The organism is Pseudomonas sp. 2725 (assembly GCF_050434585.1).
Classification (GTDB): Bacteria; Pseudomonadota; Gammaproteobacteria; order Pseudomonadales; family Pseudomonadaceae; genus Aquipseudomonas; species Aquipseudomonas jessenii.
The window spans coordinates 250,411-267,908 of the sequence record NZ_JBNDIV010000005.1 but is presented as its reverse complement, the minus strand read 5'-3'; the positions used below and the strand labels follow the sequence as shown (position 1 = coordinate 267,908).

16 protein-coding genes are annotated in these 17,498 nt (G+C 60.5%); 8 read left to right on the top strand and 8 right to left on the bottom strand.

The window, feature by feature from the left end; translation table 11 throughout:
- Positions 1-34 precede the first annotated feature (34 nt).
- Positions 35-613, top strand: a complete 579-nt coding sequence (locus tag ABIE16_RS16065; RefSeq protein ID WP_154862343.1) for a hypothetical protein — start codon at positions 35-37, stop codon at positions 611-613.
- A 362-nt stretch (positions 614-975) separates the two neighbouring features.
- Here the strand turns inward: ABIE16_RS16065 and hglS are convergent, their stop codons facing one another.
- The 3 genes from hglS to ABIE16_RS16050 all read right to left on the bottom strand — a co-directional run bounded on the left by hglS (position 976) and on the right by ABIE16_RS16050 (position 5,179).
- On the bottom strand, positions 976-2,370 hold the full coding sequence (hglS, locus tag ABIE16_RS16060; protein WP_223504760.1) for a 2-oxoadipate dioxygenase/decarboxylase HglS: 1,395 nt from the start codon (positions 2,368-2,370) through the stop codon (positions 976-978).
- A gap of 375 nt (positions 2,371-2,745) precedes the next feature.
- Positions 2,746-3,702, bottom strand: coding sequence for an alpha/beta fold hydrolase (locus ABIE16_RS16055; protein ID WP_429521526.1), 957 nt, complete (start codon positions 3,700-3,702; stop codon positions 2,746-2,748).
- A gap of 22 nt (positions 3,703-3,724) precedes the next feature.
- The gene (locus ABIE16_RS16050; RefSeq protein ID WP_090456359.1) at positions 3,725-5,179 is read right to left on the bottom strand and encodes a flavin-containing monooxygenase; all 1,455 of its coding nucleotides are present in this window, start codon (positions 5,177-5,179) and stop codon (positions 3,725-3,727) included.
- Between the two features lie 198 nt (positions 5,180-5,377).
- Here ABIE16_RS16050 and ABIE16_RS16045 point away from each other — a divergent pair, with 198 nt between their 5' ends.
- The gene (locus tag ABIE16_RS16045) at positions 5,378-6,451 is read left to right on the top strand and encodes a diguanylate cyclase (RefSeq protein ID WP_090456357.1); all 1,074 of its coding nucleotides are present in this window, start codon (positions 5,378-5,380) and stop codon (positions 6,449-6,451) included.
- A gap of 330 nt (positions 6,452-6,781) precedes the next feature.
- On the opposite strand, the gene ABIE16_RS16040 is transcribed toward ABIE16_RS16045, so the two are convergent.
- The 3 genes from ABIE16_RS16040 to ABIE16_RS16030 all read right to left on the bottom strand — a co-directional run bounded on the left by ABIE16_RS16040 (position 6,782) and on the right by ABIE16_RS16030 (position 9,894).
- Positions 6,782-7,651, bottom strand: coding sequence for an isocitrate lyase/PEP mutase family protein (locus ABIE16_RS16040; RefSeq protein WP_046043248.1), 870 nt, complete (start codon positions 7,649-7,651; stop codon positions 6,782-6,784).
- A 142-nt stretch (positions 7,652-7,793) separates the two neighbouring features.
- Positions 7,794-8,828, bottom strand: coding sequence for an arginine N-succinyltransferase (gene astA, locus ABIE16_RS16035; protein WP_407516545.1), 1,035 nt, complete (start codon positions 8,826-8,828; stop codon positions 7,794-7,796).
- Between the two features lie 49 nt (positions 8,829-8,877).
- Positions 8,878-9,894, bottom strand: coding sequence for an arginine N-succinyltransferase (locus tag ABIE16_RS16030; RefSeq protein WP_429521525.1), 1,017 nt, complete (start codon positions 9,892-9,894; stop codon positions 8,878-8,880).
- Positions 9,895-10,458: 564 nt separating this feature from the next.
- On the opposite strand from ABIE16_RS16030, the gene ABIE16_RS16025 reads away from it, so the two are divergent.
- Complete coding sequence (locus ABIE16_RS16025; protein ID WP_429521524.1) at positions 10,459-11,031, top strand: histidine phosphatase family protein; 573 nt, start codon at positions 10,459-10,461, stop codon at positions 11,029-11,031.
- On the top strand, positions 11,031-11,786 hold the full coding sequence (gene cobF, locus ABIE16_RS16020; RefSeq protein ID WP_429521523.1) for a precorrin-6A synthase (deacetylating): 756 nt from the start codon (positions 11,031-11,033) through the stop codon (positions 11,784-11,786). Before ABIE16_RS16025 ends, cobF begins: the two co-directional genes overlap by 1 nt.
- A gap of 59 nt (positions 11,787-11,845) precedes the next feature.
- Here cobF and ftrA read toward each other — a convergent pair whose 3' ends face one another.
- Positions 11,846-12,874: a transcriptional regulator FtrA gene (ftrA, locus tag ABIE16_RS16015; RefSeq protein WP_429521522.1), complete on the bottom strand. Its 1,029-nt coding sequence runs from the start codon at positions 12,872-12,874 to the stop codon at positions 11,846-11,848.
- Between the two features lie 101 nt (positions 12,875-12,975).
- Here ftrA and ABIE16_RS16010 point away from each other — a divergent pair, with 101 nt between their 5' ends.
- Complete coding sequence (locus ABIE16_RS16010; RefSeq protein WP_223532937.1) at positions 12,976-13,410, top strand: rhodanese-like domain-containing protein; 435 nt, start codon at positions 12,976-12,978, stop codon at positions 13,408-13,410.
- Positions 13,411-13,538: 128 nt separating this feature from the next.
- Here the strand turns inward: ABIE16_RS16010 and ABIE16_RS16005 are convergent, their stop codons facing one another.
- On the bottom strand, positions 13,539-14,180 hold the full coding sequence (locus ABIE16_RS16005) for a type 1 glutamine amidotransferase (protein ID WP_340313758.1): 642 nt from the start codon (positions 14,178-14,180) through the stop codon (positions 13,539-13,541).
- A gap of 330 nt (positions 14,181-14,510) precedes the next feature.
- On the opposite strand from ABIE16_RS16005, the gene ABIE16_RS16000 reads away from it, so the two are divergent.
- The 3 genes from ABIE16_RS16000 (at position 14,511) to ABIE16_RS15990 (ending at position 17,495) form a co-directional block, all read left to right on the top strand.
- A complete protein-coding gene (locus ABIE16_RS16000) occupies positions 14,511-15,290 on the top strand; it encodes an ABC transporter substrate-binding protein (protein WP_090456345.1) in 780 nt (259 codons plus the stop codon).
- 193 nt (positions 15,291-15,483) lie between these two features.
- Positions 15,484-16,596, top strand: coding sequence for a succinylglutamate desuccinylase/aspartoacylase family protein (locus ABIE16_RS15995; protein ID WP_150814347.1), 1,113 nt, complete (start codon positions 15,484-15,486; stop codon positions 16,594-16,596).
- A gap of 182 nt (positions 16,597-16,778) precedes the next feature.
- Positions 16,779-17,495 carry an alpha/beta hydrolase gene (locus ABIE16_RS15990; RefSeq protein ID WP_223504861.1) on the top strand — a complete coding sequence of 239 codons (717 nt, stop codon included), beginning with the start codon at positions 16,779-16,781 and terminating at the stop codon, positions 17,493-17,495.
- Positions 17,496-17,498: the final 3 nt, after the last annotated feature.

Here is a 17,498-nt window from a genome sequence, read left to right as displayed (position 1 = left end):
TCTGTTGCCATCTATCACAGGGAATGTTCTGCCTATGAAACGCCACGCACTGAGCAAAGCCATCACCCTCGCAACCTTGCTGTCTGTCGCCAGTTTTGGCGCGGTTGCCGCCGAACTCCCGTTGTCCGAAGTTGTGGTGGTTGACCAGGTCACCACCAAAGTCGTTTCGGTAGATACCGCGAACCATTCCGTGGTCCTTAAAGGCCCGCAGGGTAATGAGTTCCCTGTGCAGTTGACCGACAAGGCGAAAAACCTCGACAACCTCAAGGCTGGCGATACGGTGGAAATCAGGGTTACCAGCGCCGTTGCAGCCTTCCTCGACACCGATGTCGACAAAGGCCTGCCCGGCACCGCCGAAGCCACCGGCGAAATGCGCACAGCGCCAGGTAGCCCCAACCCCGGCGGCGAAGCGTACCGTCAGGTGAAAGTGCAGCTGAAAATCACCAGCATTGACCTGAAGAAAAACCAGGTGACCTTCGAAAACCCGGAAGGCAAGTCCAAGACCGTCGACGTCAAACGACCTGAAGTCCAGGCCAAACTCAAGGACTTGAAAGTCGGACAAAGCGTCAACGTGGTTTATACCGACATATTGACGGTGACCAGCAAGCACTAATATTGAGTATTGGTGTTATACGGGCCGATTGTTTTTGTGCAAGTTTTGTATAGAAATAATCAGCTCGTAATGGTCGAACTGGTGAGTTTGAGATGCCGTGTTGCATAGTATTTAAATCGACATCTTGTTAAACATTGTGTCGATAAATTTCATTTTTGCGTACGGACATATTAATCCGCTTCTACTAAAATACGTTCCGTTCGCCCAGTGTCAGGGCTCTTTACCAGTGCATGGATTGCCGAGGCCATTGCACTGGGCGAACACTTTATTTGCTGTACAGAACGTTTCGGATATAAAAAAAACGGGCGACCTGTAGGTCGCCCGTTTTTATTGAGTTGTGACAAATCATTCAGTCATGTTTTTTATTGACTTGACGCAACATCGGCCAACGCGGCGAAACACTGTTCGATCGAACGCCGCTGGCTCTCGGCGTACAGTTCCAGCTCATCGATCGTCGAACGCCCCAGGGCCTGTTCGAACGCTTGCTGGTTGGCATGGGCGCCGTAACGGGTTTGCGCCGCGTCCCCCAGGTTTGATTGAAAAATCCCCGCCGCGCTGACGGGCAGGAAGTCTTCGTACACCAGGGGTTCTACCCGCAGGTAACCGTCGCTGAGCAGGTCTTCCAGGGGCGCGTTTTTCAGGTCGCCCGCCGCCAGGCCCTTTTCCGTCACGAAGTAGCGAAAGTAAGCCAGGCCCTGTTGGCGCATGCCTTCCCAGGTGTCAGGGAACTCGCTGAAATGCTGCGCCATCAGGGCGTTGTAGCGCGCAGCGTTGGCTTCGTTGGGGAAGTCCTTGAGTTCGTCCCGCGCGGCATTGAGCAAACGGTCGTAGAGTGCGCGGCCTTTGGGCGTGAGGGCGGCACCGCGCTGTTCGATCTCGCCGAACCGGGCACTGTGACTGCCGCGAGCCTCGCTTTGATCGGTGAAGGCAATCGGCTCGTCCAGAGCCTTGAAGCTGGTCTGGCGCAGCAGGATCGGGCACTGGCGGCGAGGCGGGCCTTCGATCACCGCTTTGGGGGTGATGCCATGGGCCGGCATCTGCGCCTGGACGATGTCGATGTCCAGGGTCCGTGGTGTCAGGTGGTTGATGTGCGGGCCCTTGAACGCCACCACGTCGGCGATCAGACGATGCTGGGCGCTGAGCTGTTGATACTGTTCGGCGGTGACGGTGGCGCTGTGGTGCCAGCGAAACGTTTCCAGTGCCTGCTCGACGAAGTCCAGGGCTTGCTGTTCGGTCAGGCCACCCTGGGATTCGGCGCGCTCGATAAGCGTGAGGGCCGTGGGGGTGAAGATCGAACGCTGGTCGAGCATCGACTGGGCGAACGCTCGTAGCTGCAGGTCTTCGATCAATTCCAGGCGCAACAGCGACGTGAACACCCGGAACGGGCTGACCTGCAGCGACGCTTCATGCACCGCGCGAAACGCCGTGGAATGCACTGGCACACCGGCCGGTGTCAGGTCGTAGTAACCCACCGGTTGCATGCCCATCACCGCGAACAGGCGGGCGAGGGTCGCCAGTTCATCGGCCGTACCGACACGGATCGCCCCATGCCGTTCCAGGTCCAGGCGTTCGATTTCGCCGGTGCTGGTGAGCTGCCGCAGGATTTGCGCATCGTTGTCCAGCACGTGACGGTTAGTCTGTTCCACCAGTTCCATCAACGCGCCGTACAACGGCACTTCCTCGCGGTACATGTCGGACATCGCTTTGGAGAAGCGTTGGCGGATCAGGTCAGGGCTGACGAAGTTCGGGTGGTTCATGAACAGGATTCCTGGCGCGGTGACGTAAAGGATGGACGAAAGATCGCAGCCTTCAGCGACGCCGACAAACGAAGTTTCTGACGAACTTCATTCTGCTAAGGACTGCTAGGGGGCGTTCTCAATTAGTTTCCCTACCGCGCCGGGTCTGCTGTTGTGCAGGGCAAGGCGCGAGAAGCGCAGTTTGGTCATTCCAAATCAGCTTCGAGCAACACAGCCCTGCACAACAGCAGACCCGGCCCTTCGGGTTGTGCCTTAAAGCTGGCCATGCTGCGTTGCAGGCCTTGGAAAGGGAACAACCATTCCCCGCGGCCTACGCCTTGCCTGGCCAGCTTTAAGGCGACAACGCGGTGGGGAAACTAATTGAGAACGCCCCCCCTAATGCAGTCGTTGATCCTGTGGGCTCTCCGAGCGCAGCGATGCCAAAAACTCGCGATACAGGCGCGCCGAACCGTATGGCGCTTCCACCATGGGCATGTGCCCGATGGCATCCCAGATATGCACGCGCAGGTCGGCGATGCCCTTGCTCCAGACCGCCACGCTGCTGACGTCGATCAGCCGGTCCTTGCGCCCCCACAGCAACAGCGCCGGGGCGGTGATGTCGGGCAGGTGCGGTTCCATCGGCGGGCTGGCACGGAATTCGCGGAAGATTTCCTCCAGTTCTTCGCGGGACTGTTCATAGCGCTGGGCGACGGCATCGAGCACCAGCTTCGGTACCCAAGGTGGCGAAGCCATGGTCATGGCGTAGAAACGCCGGAATTCTTCGCGCGAGTGAATCAGAAACGGGTTGTGGCCCTTGGCCAAATGCCGCTCAAGGTCACTGGGCTCGGGGGAGGTGACCCCGGCCGGGTCGACCAGGGCCACGGACACAATGCGTTCCGGGTAAGTGGCCGCGAGCCACGCCGCCATGTAGCCGCCCATGGAGTTGCCGATGACATGGACTTTCTCCACCCCGCAAACGTCCAGCAGCTGGATCATGCGTTTGGCCTGCAGCGGGATGTCGTAGCCGCCGCCCGCCTTGAAGCCGGTTTCGCCATGGCCGGCGATGTCCGGGATGATCACCCGATGGCTGCCGACAAAGTGCCGGGCGAAACGCAGCCAGAGGTTTTTGTCGGCGCTGAAGCCATGGAGCATCAGCACACTGCTGGTGGCCTCGTACGGCCCGCCTTGCCAGGTCGAGACGGTCATTTCGGGGATGGGCACGACGATCTTGTGCAGCCGGTACAACTTGGCCTCGGCCGCCATGCTCAAGTCATAGAGCCAGTAGCCGATGGCTGGGTAGGTCAGCCAGCTCCAGGCAACGAACACTGCGAGAACGACGAACAACAAAAGCATCACGCGTCTCCCTTCTATCTGCTCAGGACAAAATGTGATCGGCGGGTTTCAGCGCTCGGGTCAAGCGATGAAAGCTGAAGCTGAATCCCGGAAACATGGCAATCACATGACCGCTCTTGCTTTGATACCAACTGTGGCAACCACCGGATTTCCACACGGTGCGTTCCATTTCCCGGTGGATCATTTCAGTGTAGGTACGTTCCGCCTCATGGCGAACTTCGATGCTGCGTAAACCTTGAGTCTTCAAGGTGCGAATGCAATCGAGGATGTAATTCATCTGGGATTCGATGATGAACAGCGCCGAGGTGTGGCCAATCCCGGTGTTCGGTCCGGTGACGATGAACAGGTTGGGAAAGTCGGGCAGGGCGGTGCCGAGGTAGGCCCGTGGGTACTGCGCCCAGACCTCCTTGAGACGGGTGCCTTTTTTGCCCGTTACCGGGTAGGAAATCACCCCGTCGGTGGCATCGTAGCCAGTGGACCAGACGATCAGGTCCAGGTCGATGTGCTGGCCGTCCAGTGTCACGATACCGGTCTCGTCGATGGACGCGATGCCTTGCTCGCGGCTGTGCAGCGTCACGTTGTCGCGCGCCAGTGCCGGGTACAGCGTGCTGGACAGAATCACCCGTTTGCAGCCGATGGTGTAGTCCGGCGTCAGTTGGCGCCGCAGTTCGGCATCCGGCACCTGGCGTTTGAGAAAACGCAGGGCCTGGCGCTGGACCATGTGCACCGCCGGTTTCGAATACTTGAAGGCAATCACCCGGGTTTCGAATTGCCAGTAGATCCCCCAGCGCAGCAGCTTGTAGGCCGGCTTGAACCCCAGCAGCCAGCGCTGGAAACGGCCAAAGCTGCGGTCAGCCCGGGGCAGGACCCAGTGGGGCGTGCGCTGGAATACATGCAAGTGCCCGACGTCCGGGGCGATGGCCGGAATGACCTGGGCCGCACTGGCGCCGCTGCCGACGATGGCCACGCGTTTTTGCCGGTAGTCGTAGTGATGATCCCAGTTGTTGGTGTGAAACGCTTTACCTTGAAAACGCTCCTGTCCGTCGAAGCGCGGAACAACCGGTTGACTCAGCGGCCCGGTCGCGTTGATCAGGAACTGTGCGCAAAACGTGCCTTTGCCGGTGGTGTACACCGTCCAGCGTTTGTGGGCGTCGTCCCATTCGACGCGCTCGACATTGGCGCCCAGTTCCACTTTGTCCCGCAGGCCGAAGTGCTCCACCACGTGGCGGGTGTAACGGTGCAGTTCGGCCTGTTCGGCGAACATTTGCGTCCAGCGATACGGAGCAAAAGACAGGGAGTACAGCGGCGAGGGCACGTCGACTGCCGCGCCGGGGTAGGTGTTCTGGCACCAGGTGCCGCCGAAGAAATCACGCCGCTCCAGCAGGCGAAAATCGTCGATGTCGGCCTTGAGCAAATTGATTGCTGCACATTGGCCGCCAAACCCGCTGCCGATGATCAATACTTGAAAGGTCTGCATGGGCCTCCTCTTATGGTCATTGATCAACCCCTTCTTTCATGTATAGCCGTTAATGGGGGGAGGCTTTTGCTTTTATGTGAGCCTGATGTCGCGATTTTCAGCCCGTTAGTCGGTGATGGCTATTTAATGCCACCCTGATAGACTCCAGCGCATAGGCACAGGCTGTAATCGCATTCCGTGGAGTGGCAAAGAGGTCCTATGGCAAAAGCGGGAGGAAAGGGATCTTCATTGGCCAGGAGGCTCTATACATCGCGGATCCTGGGGTTGGCCCTGGGGCTGGTGTGTGTGAGCGCGGCAATGTATCCACTCGATCCTGCACCTTGGGTCTGGGGCTTCATGTGGTTCAATGGCCTGGTCTGGCCGCACCTGGCTTACCAATGGGCGCGCCGGGCCAAGACGCCCTATCATGCCGAACACCGCAATCTGCTGATCGATGCCTTTCTCGGCGGCTTCTGGATTGCCGCGATGCAATTCAATCCACTGCCCAGCGCGACCACCATTTCCATGATGGCCATGAACAACGTGGCCATAGGCGGCTCGCGCTTTCTACTGGCCGGGACAGCCTCGCAAATCCTGGGCGTGGGCGTTGGCATGCTGATTTTCGCCCCGGCGTTCATTCCTGCCACCAGCGCGGTACAGCTCTATGCCTGTTTGCCGTTGCTGTGCCTGTATCCGCTGGCGCTGGGCTGGATCTGCTTCCGCCAGGCCCATACTCTGGGCTGTCAGAAGCGTGAACTGCTGGCACTGAGCCGCACCGACAGCCTGACAGGCCTGCTGAACCATGGCACCTGGAAGGACCAACTGGAGATCGAGTTCCAGCGTTGCAACAGCCAGCAAAAAGGCGGAGCGATCGCCCTGATCGACATCGACCATTTCAAAGCCATCAACGACACCTACGGCCATGTTGCCGGCGACATCGTCTTGCGTCAATTGAGCAAAATGCTCAAGCAGAACCTGCGAGCGACCGATGTGGCAGGGCGCTACGGCGGCGACGAGTTCTGCGTGATCCTTCCGGACCTGCCCCTGAACCGCGCCGCCGCCATCATGGATGCCCTGCGCGCTCGCTTCGCCATCTTGGGCTACGAGCAGAACCCGGCGCTGAAAGTCAGCCTGAGCATTGGCCTGGCGTCATTCAACCCGGCCCATGCCGACGCGATGCTTTGGCTCAATGATGCCGATCATGCGTTGTACGAAGCCAAGACCACCGGGCGTAATCGGGTGATCTGCTGCGGTAACGGGAAACCCCATCGCGAACTGCTCGACTCGGTGTGACCCTTCACCGCAAAACCTGTGGGAGCGAGCCTGCTCGCGATGGCGGCGGGTCAGGCGGCAGGGATGTTGGCTGTGACGGCCTCATCGCGAGCAAGCTCGCTCCCACAGGGACTCCGGGTGAATACAAGATTTGTGTTCAACAGAAATCCACTGTGGAGCGAGCCTGCTCGCGATGGCGGCGGGTCAGGCGGCAGGGATGCTAGATGTGATGGCCTCATCGCGAGCAAGCTCGCTCCCACGGGGATTCCGGGTGAATACAAGATTTGTGTTCAACAGAAATCCACTGTGGGAGCGAGCTTGCTCGCGATGGCGGCGGGTCGGTTTAAACCGTCATTCCTTCACGCTCATGAACTCCTCCGCGAAGCGGATGTATTCCTCGGGTTGCGTATAGGTGTGCGTCAGCTCGGTGGCGCTCAGGTCCGACGTCTGGGTGAGGATCTGGCGTTGTTCGCGCAGGCTGTCGTAGGTCGCCTTGATCGCGGCGAAGTAGGCGCCATGGCCGTCGATGGTCACGCGCACACCCAGTTCGGCCAGGCGTTTGTCATCGCGCAGCAGCGGGTTGCCATAGGTCACCAGCATCAGCGGCACGCTCAGGTGCTCGGCGATCTGCTCCAGATGGTCGAAGTCCTTGATGCCCACCATGCAGATCCCGTCGGCGCCGGCGCTCTGGTATTGCCGGGTGCGGCTGATGATTTCCTGCACCGGCAGAATCCCGGCATGGGTGCGGGCGATGATTGCCATTTCCGAATCGCAGCGGGCTTCGAGCGCCGCGCGGATCTTGCCGACGCCTTCGGCGACCGTGATCAGGTCGGTGGATTTACGGCCGAACTGCGCGGGCAGCAGGGTGTCTTCGATGGTCAGCGCAGCCACGCCCGCACGTTCGAGTTCGACGATGGTGCGCATGACGTTGAGCGCGTTGCCGTAGCCGTGGTCGGCGTCGGCAATCACCGGCAACTGGGCGACACGGCCGATGCGAGTGGCCTGTTCAGCGAATTCGCTGAGGGTGATCAGGGCAAAGTCAGGGGCGCCCAGCACTTGCAGCGATGCGACCGAGCCCCCGAGGATCCCGACTTCGAAGCCCAGGTCGGCGGCGATGCGGGCCGACATCGGGTCGAAAACCGAGGCCGTGTGGTAGCAGGTGTTGGAGGCGAACAGTTGGCGAAAATTGCGGCGCAAATCTTGATGGGAAAGCCTGGACATATGAGTTCCACCAATGGAATGGAAGGGCTTGAGCAAAAGTGTCAACGCCGAAGAAATAAAAGGCTATCACGCGCGCAAGGGGAGAATGATGACGAATTTGCTGGGTCAGTCCGATTGACATCGCCGCGATGGAACTGATAGATCACGCCGCCACGGCCTGTTGCCGTTGGTCAAGCAGCGGCACGGCGCGCACCGAGTCTCCGGGTTGCAGTTGCAAGCGCTTGGCGGTCAGGCGATCAACCACCAGGCTGTTGCCCACCTGTCGGGCCGGGGCGCAGGTAATGCGACAGTTTTCCCGGCGGCGGTTGTGAATCAGCCAGAGGGGCGCTTTATCGTCCGGCGAGCCGATGGCCAGTGACAGCGGTTGGCTGTCGCGCACGGTGCGGATCCCGGAAACCGGGGCTTCGATGACCGGCCCGCCGTCGAAGATATCGATGTAACCCTGGTGGGCAAAGCCCTCGGCGCTGAGGATTTTCAGGGCCGGCTCGGTATTGGGGTGGGCCTTGCCGATCACCGCCTGGGCCTGTTCGGTGAGCAGGCAGGTGTACAGCGGCTGGCGCGGCATCAGTTCGGCGATGAACGATTTGTTGCCCAGCCCGGACAAGTGATCGGCGTGGCTGAAATCCATCTTGAAAAAGTGCCGGCCGAGGCTGTCCCAGAACGGCGAGCCGCCTCGTTCGTCGGCACTGCCGCGTAATTCGGCGATGAGCCGGTTGCCGAACAGCTGGGTAAACTCGGCCACGAACAACAAACGCCCGAGGGAAAGCAAACGGCCGTTGCTGCCCTGGCGCTGATCGGGGCGCAGGTACAACGAGCAGACTTCCGATTGCCCGGTCAATTCATTGCTCAGGAACAGGGTCTGGATCTGGCGCTGGATACCCAGGTCCGCCGAGGCGCTGACCGTCAGTCCGACCCGGTAGTTGTACCAGGGCTCGCGCAGACCGACGCCCCCCGTCAGGGCGCTGACGCCCACCACTTGCTGCTCGTCATCCTCGAGCACGAACAGGTAATCGGCATCGGCCCGGTCGACCTGTCCGGCGAAGGTGCGCTGGGCCCAGCGAATCCGGTAGGCCAGGCGTTCTTCATCGGCCGGCAGGCTGGTAAGCCCCGGAATGGCCTGCCGCACCAGCGTGAACAAGGCGGGCAGGTCGGTGATCTGGACCGGACGGACAATCATGGGGCGGTTCCTTGTGCGCGGGTGCTCGGGCGTTGAATCTGGCGGGTGTTCACAGGGCCACCAGCCTGACGGGGCTGCCCTCGGTCACCTTCAGCGCCGTGCACATGGCTGCGTCAAGGGTCACGGGTTGTCCGGGGATGTAATCAAGATCGGCGACGATGGCTCGGTAATCCTTCAAGGACTCGTTGCTCACCAGAAAGCGGCCGCGGGTGTCGATCACCGGGCCAGGCTGCGTTATGCCGCACTGGCTGAGGGCGATGGAGCGAATACCCGGGGTGCGCGCATAGAGCGTCGGGCCTCCATCGAACAGATCGATGTAACTGTTGGTTTCGAAGCCTTCCCGTTCGAGGATATCGAAGGCTTCCTGGCCGTCGGGGTGGATGCTGCCGATGCAGTCCTGTGCCGCCTGGGGCAGCATGGGCACGTAGATCGGATACTGCGGCATCAGCTCGGCGAGAAAGGTGCGGCTCTGCAGACCGCAAAGCCGTTCGGCCTCGACGTAGGGCAAGTCGAAGAAATGCTTGCCCACGGCGTCCCAAAATGGCGAGTGGCCTTCATCACTGCTGTAGCCGACGATCTCGGTGATCACCGTTTCGGAAAAACGCCGGGCGTGGGCGGCGATGAACAACAGGCGCGCCCGCGACAGCAGTTCGGAATGTGCGGTGCGTACCTGCGCGGCATCGATATGGAAGCCCCGCAGCAAGGTGTGGCCACTGAGGTCGTGACACAACGACAAGGCCGGCACGCCGTGCTCGATGTTCAGTTCCCTGGAGGCACTGGTGAAGTGCCGGTTGCGCAGGCTGTAGAACGGTTCGCTGTACCCCGCCGTGGCGAGGATTTCCGAACAGCCGACCAGGTGTTGCGTGGTCAGGTCTTCGAGGACGAAGAAATAGTTTTCCGGGCCATGACCCTCGATGTGTTTCTCGAACGAGGCACAGGAATCAAGGATTTTTCCGCGCAACCGTTCGCTATCGTCGGGCAGGGACGTGACGCCCACGAGGCTTTCACGGGCCAGCCTCTGCAACTGGGGCAGGTCGGCCAACTCGACTGGACGCAAGACCAGCATGGAGACACTCCTGTATCAAACGATTCGGCGGCTCGCGCCGAACCTGACTATCACTGTCGGTTTTTCCACACATTAAATCGGTGGTCATCTGAACGTTGTCAGGCGCCACGCTTTTTCTTATCGGATGTTTCTTGGGATGGACCGCATTAAACGAGGAGCAGGCGGTTCGGTCGGAGGTGGTGCCTGGCCAGGCGCGTTGATCGGGTGTTCGAGTAAAGGCATCCGGGCTCCTGCTGGATGAGTGTGGCACGTGTTTTAACAATCCGTTGAAAGGAGTATTTAATCATCGCGTACTGCCTGTCTAGTGAATTTTCGCGTGGTCTGCTCGTGCCCGAAAAAGGTGCGAAGTGCCTGTACTACGGGGCTACGCCGATGTCGTAAAGTCTTGTAGGCGATTGCCTGCATTGCGGTCAGCCATGACAGAAAATCTCGCAGGAAATGACTGAAGGAATCCGTTTCAAACAGGAAAATTAAACACCACCCGGGCCTGCTTTCTTGCGGCACAATTGCGCGATGGCGGTCACCTGACGCCGTCGTTTCTTTCCATCCCTGGAGTGATTGCTGGTGCAGGCAACCCGTTTAACCCTGATTTGCCACGCTCGAACCGTCGCACAGAAATTGGCGCGCTTTCCTCTGGACGAGCCTCTGGAGATGGATTGGCAAGCGCTCAGGCTTTCCCGTTGCAATCAGTTCAAGGGCGCTCCGCGTCTTGTCTGTGGTCCGGAGTTGCGCACCCGGCAAACCGCTGGACTGTTCGGCAGTGCGCCGCAGATTGTAGACGCCTTGAAGGACTGCGATTTCGGGCGCTGGGGCGGTGAGCGCATCGGTGATCTGCAAAAAACCGAAGCCCAGGCGCTCCAGCATTGGCTGGACGACCCGGCTTCGGCCCCCCACGGTGGTGAGTCGCTGGTGCAACTGGGCGAGCGGGTGGGCGCCTGGCTGACAACCTTGCAATCGACGCCGGGGCACATCGTTGCCGTTACTCATCCCTTTGTCATCCGCGCCGCGCTGACGCAAGTGTTGCAGGGGGGCGCGTCCAACCTGATCGACGTCGAACCCCTGTCGGCCATCGAGTTGAGGTTCCATGACCGCTGGCGGCTGCGCTTTCCGGGCATCGATCCCGAGGACCTGCCGTGATGAAAAAACTCCTGGTCATCGGCATCGGTGCCGGCAACCCCGACTACATCACGATGCAGGCCGTGAAGGCGCTGAATCAGGTCGATGTTTTTTTTCTCATGGACAAGGGCCAGAGCAAAGACAAACTCATCGATCTGCGCCGCGAAATCTGCGAGCGCTACATCACCGGCCACGACTACCGTTTTGTCGAAGCCCACAGCCCCGAGCGTGAGCGCGGTGAGGTGGACTACAAGACCAGTGTCGACGACTTGAACCTGGCCAAACAACAGACCTTCGAACGGCTGATCAATGAAGAGCTGTCCGACAGCCAGTGTGGTGGTTTTCTGGTGTGGGGCGACCCTGCGCTGTACGACAGCACCATCCGTATCCTTCAGGCGATCCAGGCCTCGGGCGCCTGTGGGTTCGAGTTCGAGGTGATTCCCGGGATTACCAGCGTCCAGGCATTGGCGGCACAACACAAAGTGCCGCTCAACCAGATTGGCCGCTCCGTTGAAATCACCACCGGCCGGCGCCTGGCGGCAGGGCAGGCGAGCGATGCCGACAGCCTGGTGGTGATGCTCGATGCCCAGGATGCTTTCCATCAGGTGGTGGATCAGGACACCGAGATTTACTGGGGGGCCTATCTGGGGACGCCGGATGAAATCCTGATCAGCGGCAAGCTCAAGGATGTCGCGGATGAAATCGAACGGGTGCGCAAGGCGGCGCGGTTGGCCAATGGCTGGATCATGGATACCTATCTGCTGCGAAAGCCTTGATCAGTCGGTGACCGGGCTGACGCCTTCGCGAGCAAGCCCGCTCCCACAGTGGATCGTGTTCACACCATCGGTGTGGGAGCGAGCCTGCTCGCGATTGGGCCTTGAAGGTCAACCGAAGGTGAAGTGTTACCCCCACGCCCAAACCGCTCCCGATACACCGAAGGCGGCACGCCAACCACCGTTCGAAACGCCACCCGGAAACTTTCCACCGAGCGATAACCACAGCGTTCGGCAATCTGCTCGGTGTTCTGGTCGCTGCTTTCCAGCAGTTCACGGGCGCGGCCCAGACGTTCGTGCTGCAACCAGGTTTTCGGTGACTGGCCGCTGGCTTCGGTGAAGCGGCGCAGGAAGGTGCGTTCGCTCATGGCGGCTTCGCTGGCCAGGTCGCGCACCTCCAGCGGCTCGTGCAAACGCTCACGTGCCCACTGCATGACGCGGGAAAGATCGTTGCGTGGTGCAGGACTGACCGGCGTCGGAATGAATTGCGCCTGGCCACCGCTGCGTTGCGGCGACATGACCAGGCGTCGCGCCACGGAGTTGGCCACCTGGGTGCCGAAATCCCGCGCCACCAGGTGCAGGCAGGCATCGATGCCTGCCGCGCTGCCGGCGGAGGTGATCAATTGGCCGGAATCGACATACAGCACGTCCGGGTCCACGAGGATGCCGGGAAACCGCTCGGCCAGTTCCGAGGTATAGCGCCAGTGCGTGGTCGCACCGTGCCCGTCGAGCAACCCGGTGGCGGCGAGGACGAAAACACCGGAGCAGATCGACAGCAACCGCGCCCCCCGGGCATGGGCCTGGCGCAAAGCAGCGATCAGTTCTGCTGGCACCGTGGCGCTGCGGTCGCGCCAACCGGGGATGATGATGGTGCGGGCATCGGCGAGCAACTCCATGCCGCCATCGGCCAGTACCTGGATGCCGCCCATGGCCCGCATCGGACCTTGATCGACCGCGACGATACGATGCTCGTACCACGGAAAATCGAATTCAGGTCGTGGCAGGCCGAAGATCTCCACGGCAATGCCGAACTCGAACGTGCACAGGCCGTCGTAGGCCAGAATCGCGACCAATCCTGGGGCGGGTTGCATTTGGCGGAAAATTCCCGGTGAGTGTCTTGTACGCCACTGTAGCCGCAAGTCGCTGGCGGATAAAGTCTTTCCACACCCACCACCTCTTTGGAGTACAGCCCATGACCAGCCTGGTTCGCGAAATTCCCGCCGCCCCATCGGCCATCGCCCTGATGCATTTCAGTAACCGTCTGACGTTCGAAACCGATTGTTCAGACGTCTACGGCAGCCAGCAGGCTGGCGAAGTCGATTTCATTCTGGTGGATGTTCGGGGGCCGCTGGCGTTCGAGCGCGGGCATGTACCGGGAGCGATCAACATTCCCGGGCGCTTGCTGAGCGCCGAAGGTTTGGCGGGTTATCCGAAAAACAGCCTGTTTGTGGTCTATTGCGCCGGGCCTCACTGCAACGGCGCCAACAAGGCGGCGGTGAAACTGGCGGCCTTGGGGTATCCGGTCAAGGAGATGATCGGCGGCGTGACAGGGTGGCTCGATGAAGGGTTTGAGTTGAGTGTCGGGGTGCCGCGGCCGGTGAATGCTGTGATCGGTTGTGAATGCTGATATCCAAACAGCATTGATCATTGTGGCGAGGGGGCTTGCCCCCGTCGGGTTGTGCAGCAACCCTCTGAAATAGTCGGGAGCGCTTCGCACTCCAACGGGGGCAAGCCCCCTCGCCACAGGTATGTATTTCAGCGAAAGGAAGCGGCCGCCCACCACTCATCCAGTGTCGCCTGCAACCACGCCAGCACATCGGCGTAGGCCGCATCGTCCTGCGGCCCTCGGGGCAACGGCGACTCATCGCCAAAATGCGCATTGAGCATGGTCACCGACTCGGCGTTCCACTCCGGATGAAACTGCAGACCCAGCCGCGCCGGCCCGGCTCGGTACATCTGCTGCACACAGTGCTCGCTGCTGGCCAACAGCTGCGCGGCAGGCGGCAGGTCGATGGCGTCTTCGTGCCACTCCAGCACCTTCAGCGTTTTCCCATCGATAAAGGTCACGGTGGTCCATCCGGTTTCGGTCCGGTCCATCCGCCGTACATTCCCGCCCAGGCTCAGCGCCAGCAACTGTGCCCCCAGGCATATGGCGAACACGGCCGCGTCCTGATCCAGCGTACCTCTGAGCCATTGTCGTTCGGCTTCCAGCCAGGCCGGGCCGGCATTGGATTCATAAGGCCCGCCCAACAGGATCACGGGATCGGCGCTGACGGGCGGCAATTGGCCGAGGTCGGCGCGAAACACCTTCAGCGTCAGCCCTCGGGATTCGGCCCAGATGGCGATGGCGCCCGGACCTTCGGCGCAGTGGTGCTGGATCAGGTTCAACGTGGGCATCACGCTACTCTCGATGGGACGCAAGGGCGCTCAATGTGCCGCAAAACACTGGGCATCGCCAGCCGTCCCATTCTGTCGGATGGAGCCGGAAAACCTGTAGGTTTGCTCTGAAAACGCGGTATGTCTGACAGACTTTGCACCGTCATGGCGCGTTCACCTCGATGCCTCTCTCCGGGTGCCACTTTTCTATAAATATTTGTCGCCTTGGCGTAATTTACCCTCCTGTAGCCGCTCTAGACTGCCGGCCACTTCGGTTTCCGCTCACGAAGCGATGACCGAACGCTGCCAATCGAAGCTGCCAATAAAAGCCTCCGCACACAGGAGTTATAAATGAAGAAGCTAGTGATGTTCGGTGCCCTGGCACTGTCGATGTTGTCCCTGACCGCCGTGGCCGAAGACGCCAAGCCGATTCGCATCGGTATTGAAGCCGGCTACCCGCCATTCTCGATGAAAACCCCTGACGGCAAACTCACCGGTTTCGACGTGGATATCGGCGATGCGCTGTGCGAGCAGATGAAAGCCAAGTGCACCTGGGTCGAACAAGAGTTCGACGGCCTGATCCCAGCGCTGAAGGTCAAGAAAATCGACGCCATCCTGTCGTCCATGACCATCACTGACGACCGCAAGAAGAACGTCGATTTCACCATCAAGTACTACCACACCCCGGCGCGCTTCGTGATGAAGGAAGGCAGCGACGTCAAGGACCCGCTGACCGAACTCAAGGGCAAGAAAGTCGGTGTGCTGCGCGCCAGTACCCACGACCGCTTCGCCACTGAAGTGCTGCAACCGGCGGGGATTGTCCTGGTACGCTACGGCTCCCAGCAGGAAGCCAACCTGGACATGGTTTCCGGCCGCATTGACGCGCTGCTGGCCGACTCGGTCAACCTGGACGACGGTTTCCTGAAAACCGACGCCGGTAAAGGTTTTGCCTTCGTCGGTCCTGAGTACAACGATCCGAAATACTTCGGCGGCGGCGCAGGCATTGCCGTGCGCAAGGGCGATAAGGAACTGGCGGACAAATTCAACACCGCCATCACCGAAATCCGCGCCAACGGCAAGTACAAGCAAGTGCAGGACAAGTACTTCAAGTTTGACGTTTACGGCGAGTAAGCGAGCGGGCTGAAAAAATGGCAACCGTCAGACGCGGTTGCCATTTTTTTTGTGCAATTTTTTCAGCGAAGAAGATACCTGTGGGAGCGAGCTTGCTCGCGATAGCGGTGGGTCAGGCAAAATGGCTTCGACTGAATGAACGCCATCGCGAGCAAGCTCGCTCCCACAGGTTTCTCTGTTTTCAGGAGTTTATATGCAACGCATCGACCACCAGCTTCCCTGGAGCCACCTGGGCAGCGAGCGCACCCTCAGCGTGTTTCGTTATGGCGCGGGCACGCGCAAGGTGTACATCCAGGCCAGCCTGCACGCCGACGAATTGCCGGGCATGCGCACCGCCTGGGAGTTGAAAAAACGCCTGGCCGAACTTGAACAACAGGGACAATTGAAGGGTGTGATCGAACTGGTGCCGGTGGCCAATCCCATTGGCCTCGACCAGCACCTGCAAGGCAGCCACATGGGGCGTTTCGAGCTCGGCAGCGGCAAGAATTTCAACCGCTCGTTCGTCGAACTCAGTGCGCCGGTGGCCGCGTTGATCGGTGATCGTCTCGGCAGCGATGCCCAGGCCAACATTGCGTTGATTCGCCAGACCATGGGCCAGGTCCTCGACAGCTTGCCGGCAGCGGCATCGCAGCTGGAAGCCATGCACCGCCTGTTGCTGCGCCATGCCTGTGACGCCGACATCACCCTCGACCTGCATTGCGATTTCGATGCGGCGATCCACATCTACGCGTTGCCGCAGCACTGGCCGCAGTGGCAATCCCTGGCGGCGCGTTTGCAGGCCGGTGTGGCGTTGTTGTGTGAAGACTCCGGCGGCAGTTCGTTCGATGAATCCTGTTCTTCGCCATGGTTGCGCCTGGCCAGGGCGTTCCCGGCGGCAGCGATTCCACCGGCCAACCTGGCGACCACCCTGGAACTGGGCAGCATGGGAGACACCCGCGTCAATCAGGCCCAGGCCAATTGCGAGGCCATTCTCGGGTTCCTCGCCGAGCAGGGATTCATCTCCGGCACCTGGCCGGCGGCACCGGCCGAATGCTGTGAAGGCATGCCATTCGAAGGCACCCAATACCTGTTCGCCCCGCATCACGGCGTGGTCAGCTTCCTGCGCGAGGCCGGGGAGTGGGTGGAGAAGGGCGATGCACTGTTCGAGGTGGTCGACCCGTTGAACGACAAGGTCACCACCGTGCAGGCCGGCACCAGCGGTGTGCTGTTCGCCATCGACCGAGGGCGCTACACCCAGCCAGGCAGCTGGCAGGCGAAGGTCGCCGGGCGCGAGCCGATTCGGGTGGGCAAGTTGATCAACGACTGAGCCAGGAATTTTCTTTGTCTGTACTGGCCTCTTCGCGAGCAAGCCCGCTCCCACAGGGTTTACGCGTTCCCTGTGGGAGCGGGCTTGCTCGCGAAGGCGGCATCGGCCACGCCTGAGATGTTCCTGTCTACTGCACAGTGTTAGGCTCTTGCGCGAATCCTGCATTCAGTGAAGGAAGACCCATGTTGAAGATTCTCGCGCTGCTCACGCTCCTGGTATCCACCGCTGTCCACGCCCAAACCCCGCTGCAAACCGACTTGCCGCTCAAGTATCTGGAGCAGGCCAACGCCGATTCGAACCATCAACCCCTGGTGATTTTCCTCCACGGTTACGGCAGTAACGAGCAGGACCTGTTCGGCATCAAGGATGACTTGCCCGCGTCCTACACCTACCTGTCGGTGCGGGCACCCTTGGTGATGGAGGCGGGCAGCTACCAGTGGTTTCGCAAGAAGGGCGAAGGGGCCTACAACGGCGAGACCGATGATCTGAAGTCCAGCGGCCAGTTGTTGCTGGATTTCGTCGCACAGGCCACGAAGAAATATCACACCGAACCGGAGAAGGTGTTCCTGGTCGGTTTCAGCCAGGGCGCGATCATGACCTACGAAACAGGCCTGCGGCATCCCGAGGCGCTAGGCGGGATCGCTGCGTTGAGCGGACGGATTCTGCCGGTGCTCAAGTCCGAGCTCCAGCCGGATGAAAAACGCCAGTCACTGGCTATTTTCATCGGGCATGGCGAGCAGGACAAACGCCTTCCCTACAGCGACGGTACTGAAGCCAACAGCCTGCTGCAGAGCGTGTCACTCGAACCCGAGTTCCACGGCTACCCCGGTGTCGGTCACAGCATCAGCGCCGACGAGATACAGGACTTGAGCGCCTGGTTGCAGCGTCTCAACCCCTGACAT

What these genes read in the sequence shown, in the direction of transcription:
- ftrA (WP_429521522.1), bottom strand. Translation starts at nt 12,874, where the DNA reads ATGCAACCCGCCCCAGGATTGGTCGCGATTCTGGCCTACGACGGCCTG.
- ABIE16_RS16005 (WP_340313758.1), bottom strand. Translation starts at nt 14,180, where the DNA reads ATGCCCACGTTGAACCTGATCCAGCACCACTGCGCCGAAGGTCCGGGC.
- ABIE16_RS16065 (WP_154862343.1), top strand. Translation starts at nt 35, where the DNA reads ATGAAACGCCACGCACTGAGCAAAGCCATCACCCTCGCAACCTTGCTG.
- hglS (WP_223504760.1), bottom strand. Translation starts at nt 2,370, where the DNA reads ATGAACCACCCGAACTTCGTCAGCCCTGACCTGATCCGCCAACGCTTC.
- cobF (WP_429521523.1), top strand. Translation starts at nt 11,031, where the DNA reads ATGAAAAAACTCCTGGTCATCGGCATCGGTGCCGGCAACCCCGACTAC.
- ABIE16_RS16050 (WP_090456359.1), bottom strand. Translation starts at nt 5,179, where the DNA reads ATGCAGACCTTTCAAGTATTGATCATCGGCAGCGGGTTTGGCGGCCAA.
- ABIE16_RS16040 (WP_046043248.1), bottom strand. Translation starts at nt 7,651, where the DNA reads ATGTCCAGGCTTTCCCATCAAGATTTGCGCCGCAATTTTCGCCAACTG.
- astA (WP_407516545.1), bottom strand. Translation starts at nt 8,828, where the DNA reads ATGATTGTCCGTCCGGTCCAGATCACCGACCTGCCCGCCTTGTTCACG.
- ABIE16_RS16030 (WP_429521525.1), bottom strand. Translation starts at nt 9,894, where the DNA reads ATGCTGGTCTTGCGTCCAGTCGAGTTGGCCGACCTGCCCCAGTTGCAG.
- ABIE16_RS16000 (WP_090456345.1), top strand. Translation starts at nt 14,511, where the DNA reads ATGAAGAAGCTAGTGATGTTCGGTGCCCTGGCACTGTCGATGTTGTCC.
- ABIE16_RS16055 (WP_429521526.1), bottom strand. Translation starts at nt 3,702, where the DNA reads ATGCTTTTGTTGTTCGTCGTTCTCGCAGTGTTCGTTGCCTGGAGCTGG.
- ABIE16_RS15990 (WP_223504861.1), top strand. Translation starts at nt 16,779, where the DNA reads ATGTTGAAGATTCTCGCGCTGCTCACGCTCCTGGTATCCACCGCTGTC.
- ABIE16_RS16010 (WP_223532937.1), top strand. Translation starts at nt 12,976, where the DNA reads ATGACCAGCCTGGTTCGCGAAATTCCCGCCGCCCCATCGGCCATCGCC.
- ABIE16_RS16045 (WP_090456357.1), top strand. Translation starts at nt 5,378, where the DNA reads ATGGCAAAAGCGGGAGGAAAGGGATCTTCATTGGCCAGGAGGCTCTAT.
- ABIE16_RS15995 (WP_150814347.1), top strand. Translation starts at nt 15,484, where the DNA reads ATGCAACGCATCGACCACCAGCTTCCCTGGAGCCACCTGGGCAGCGAG.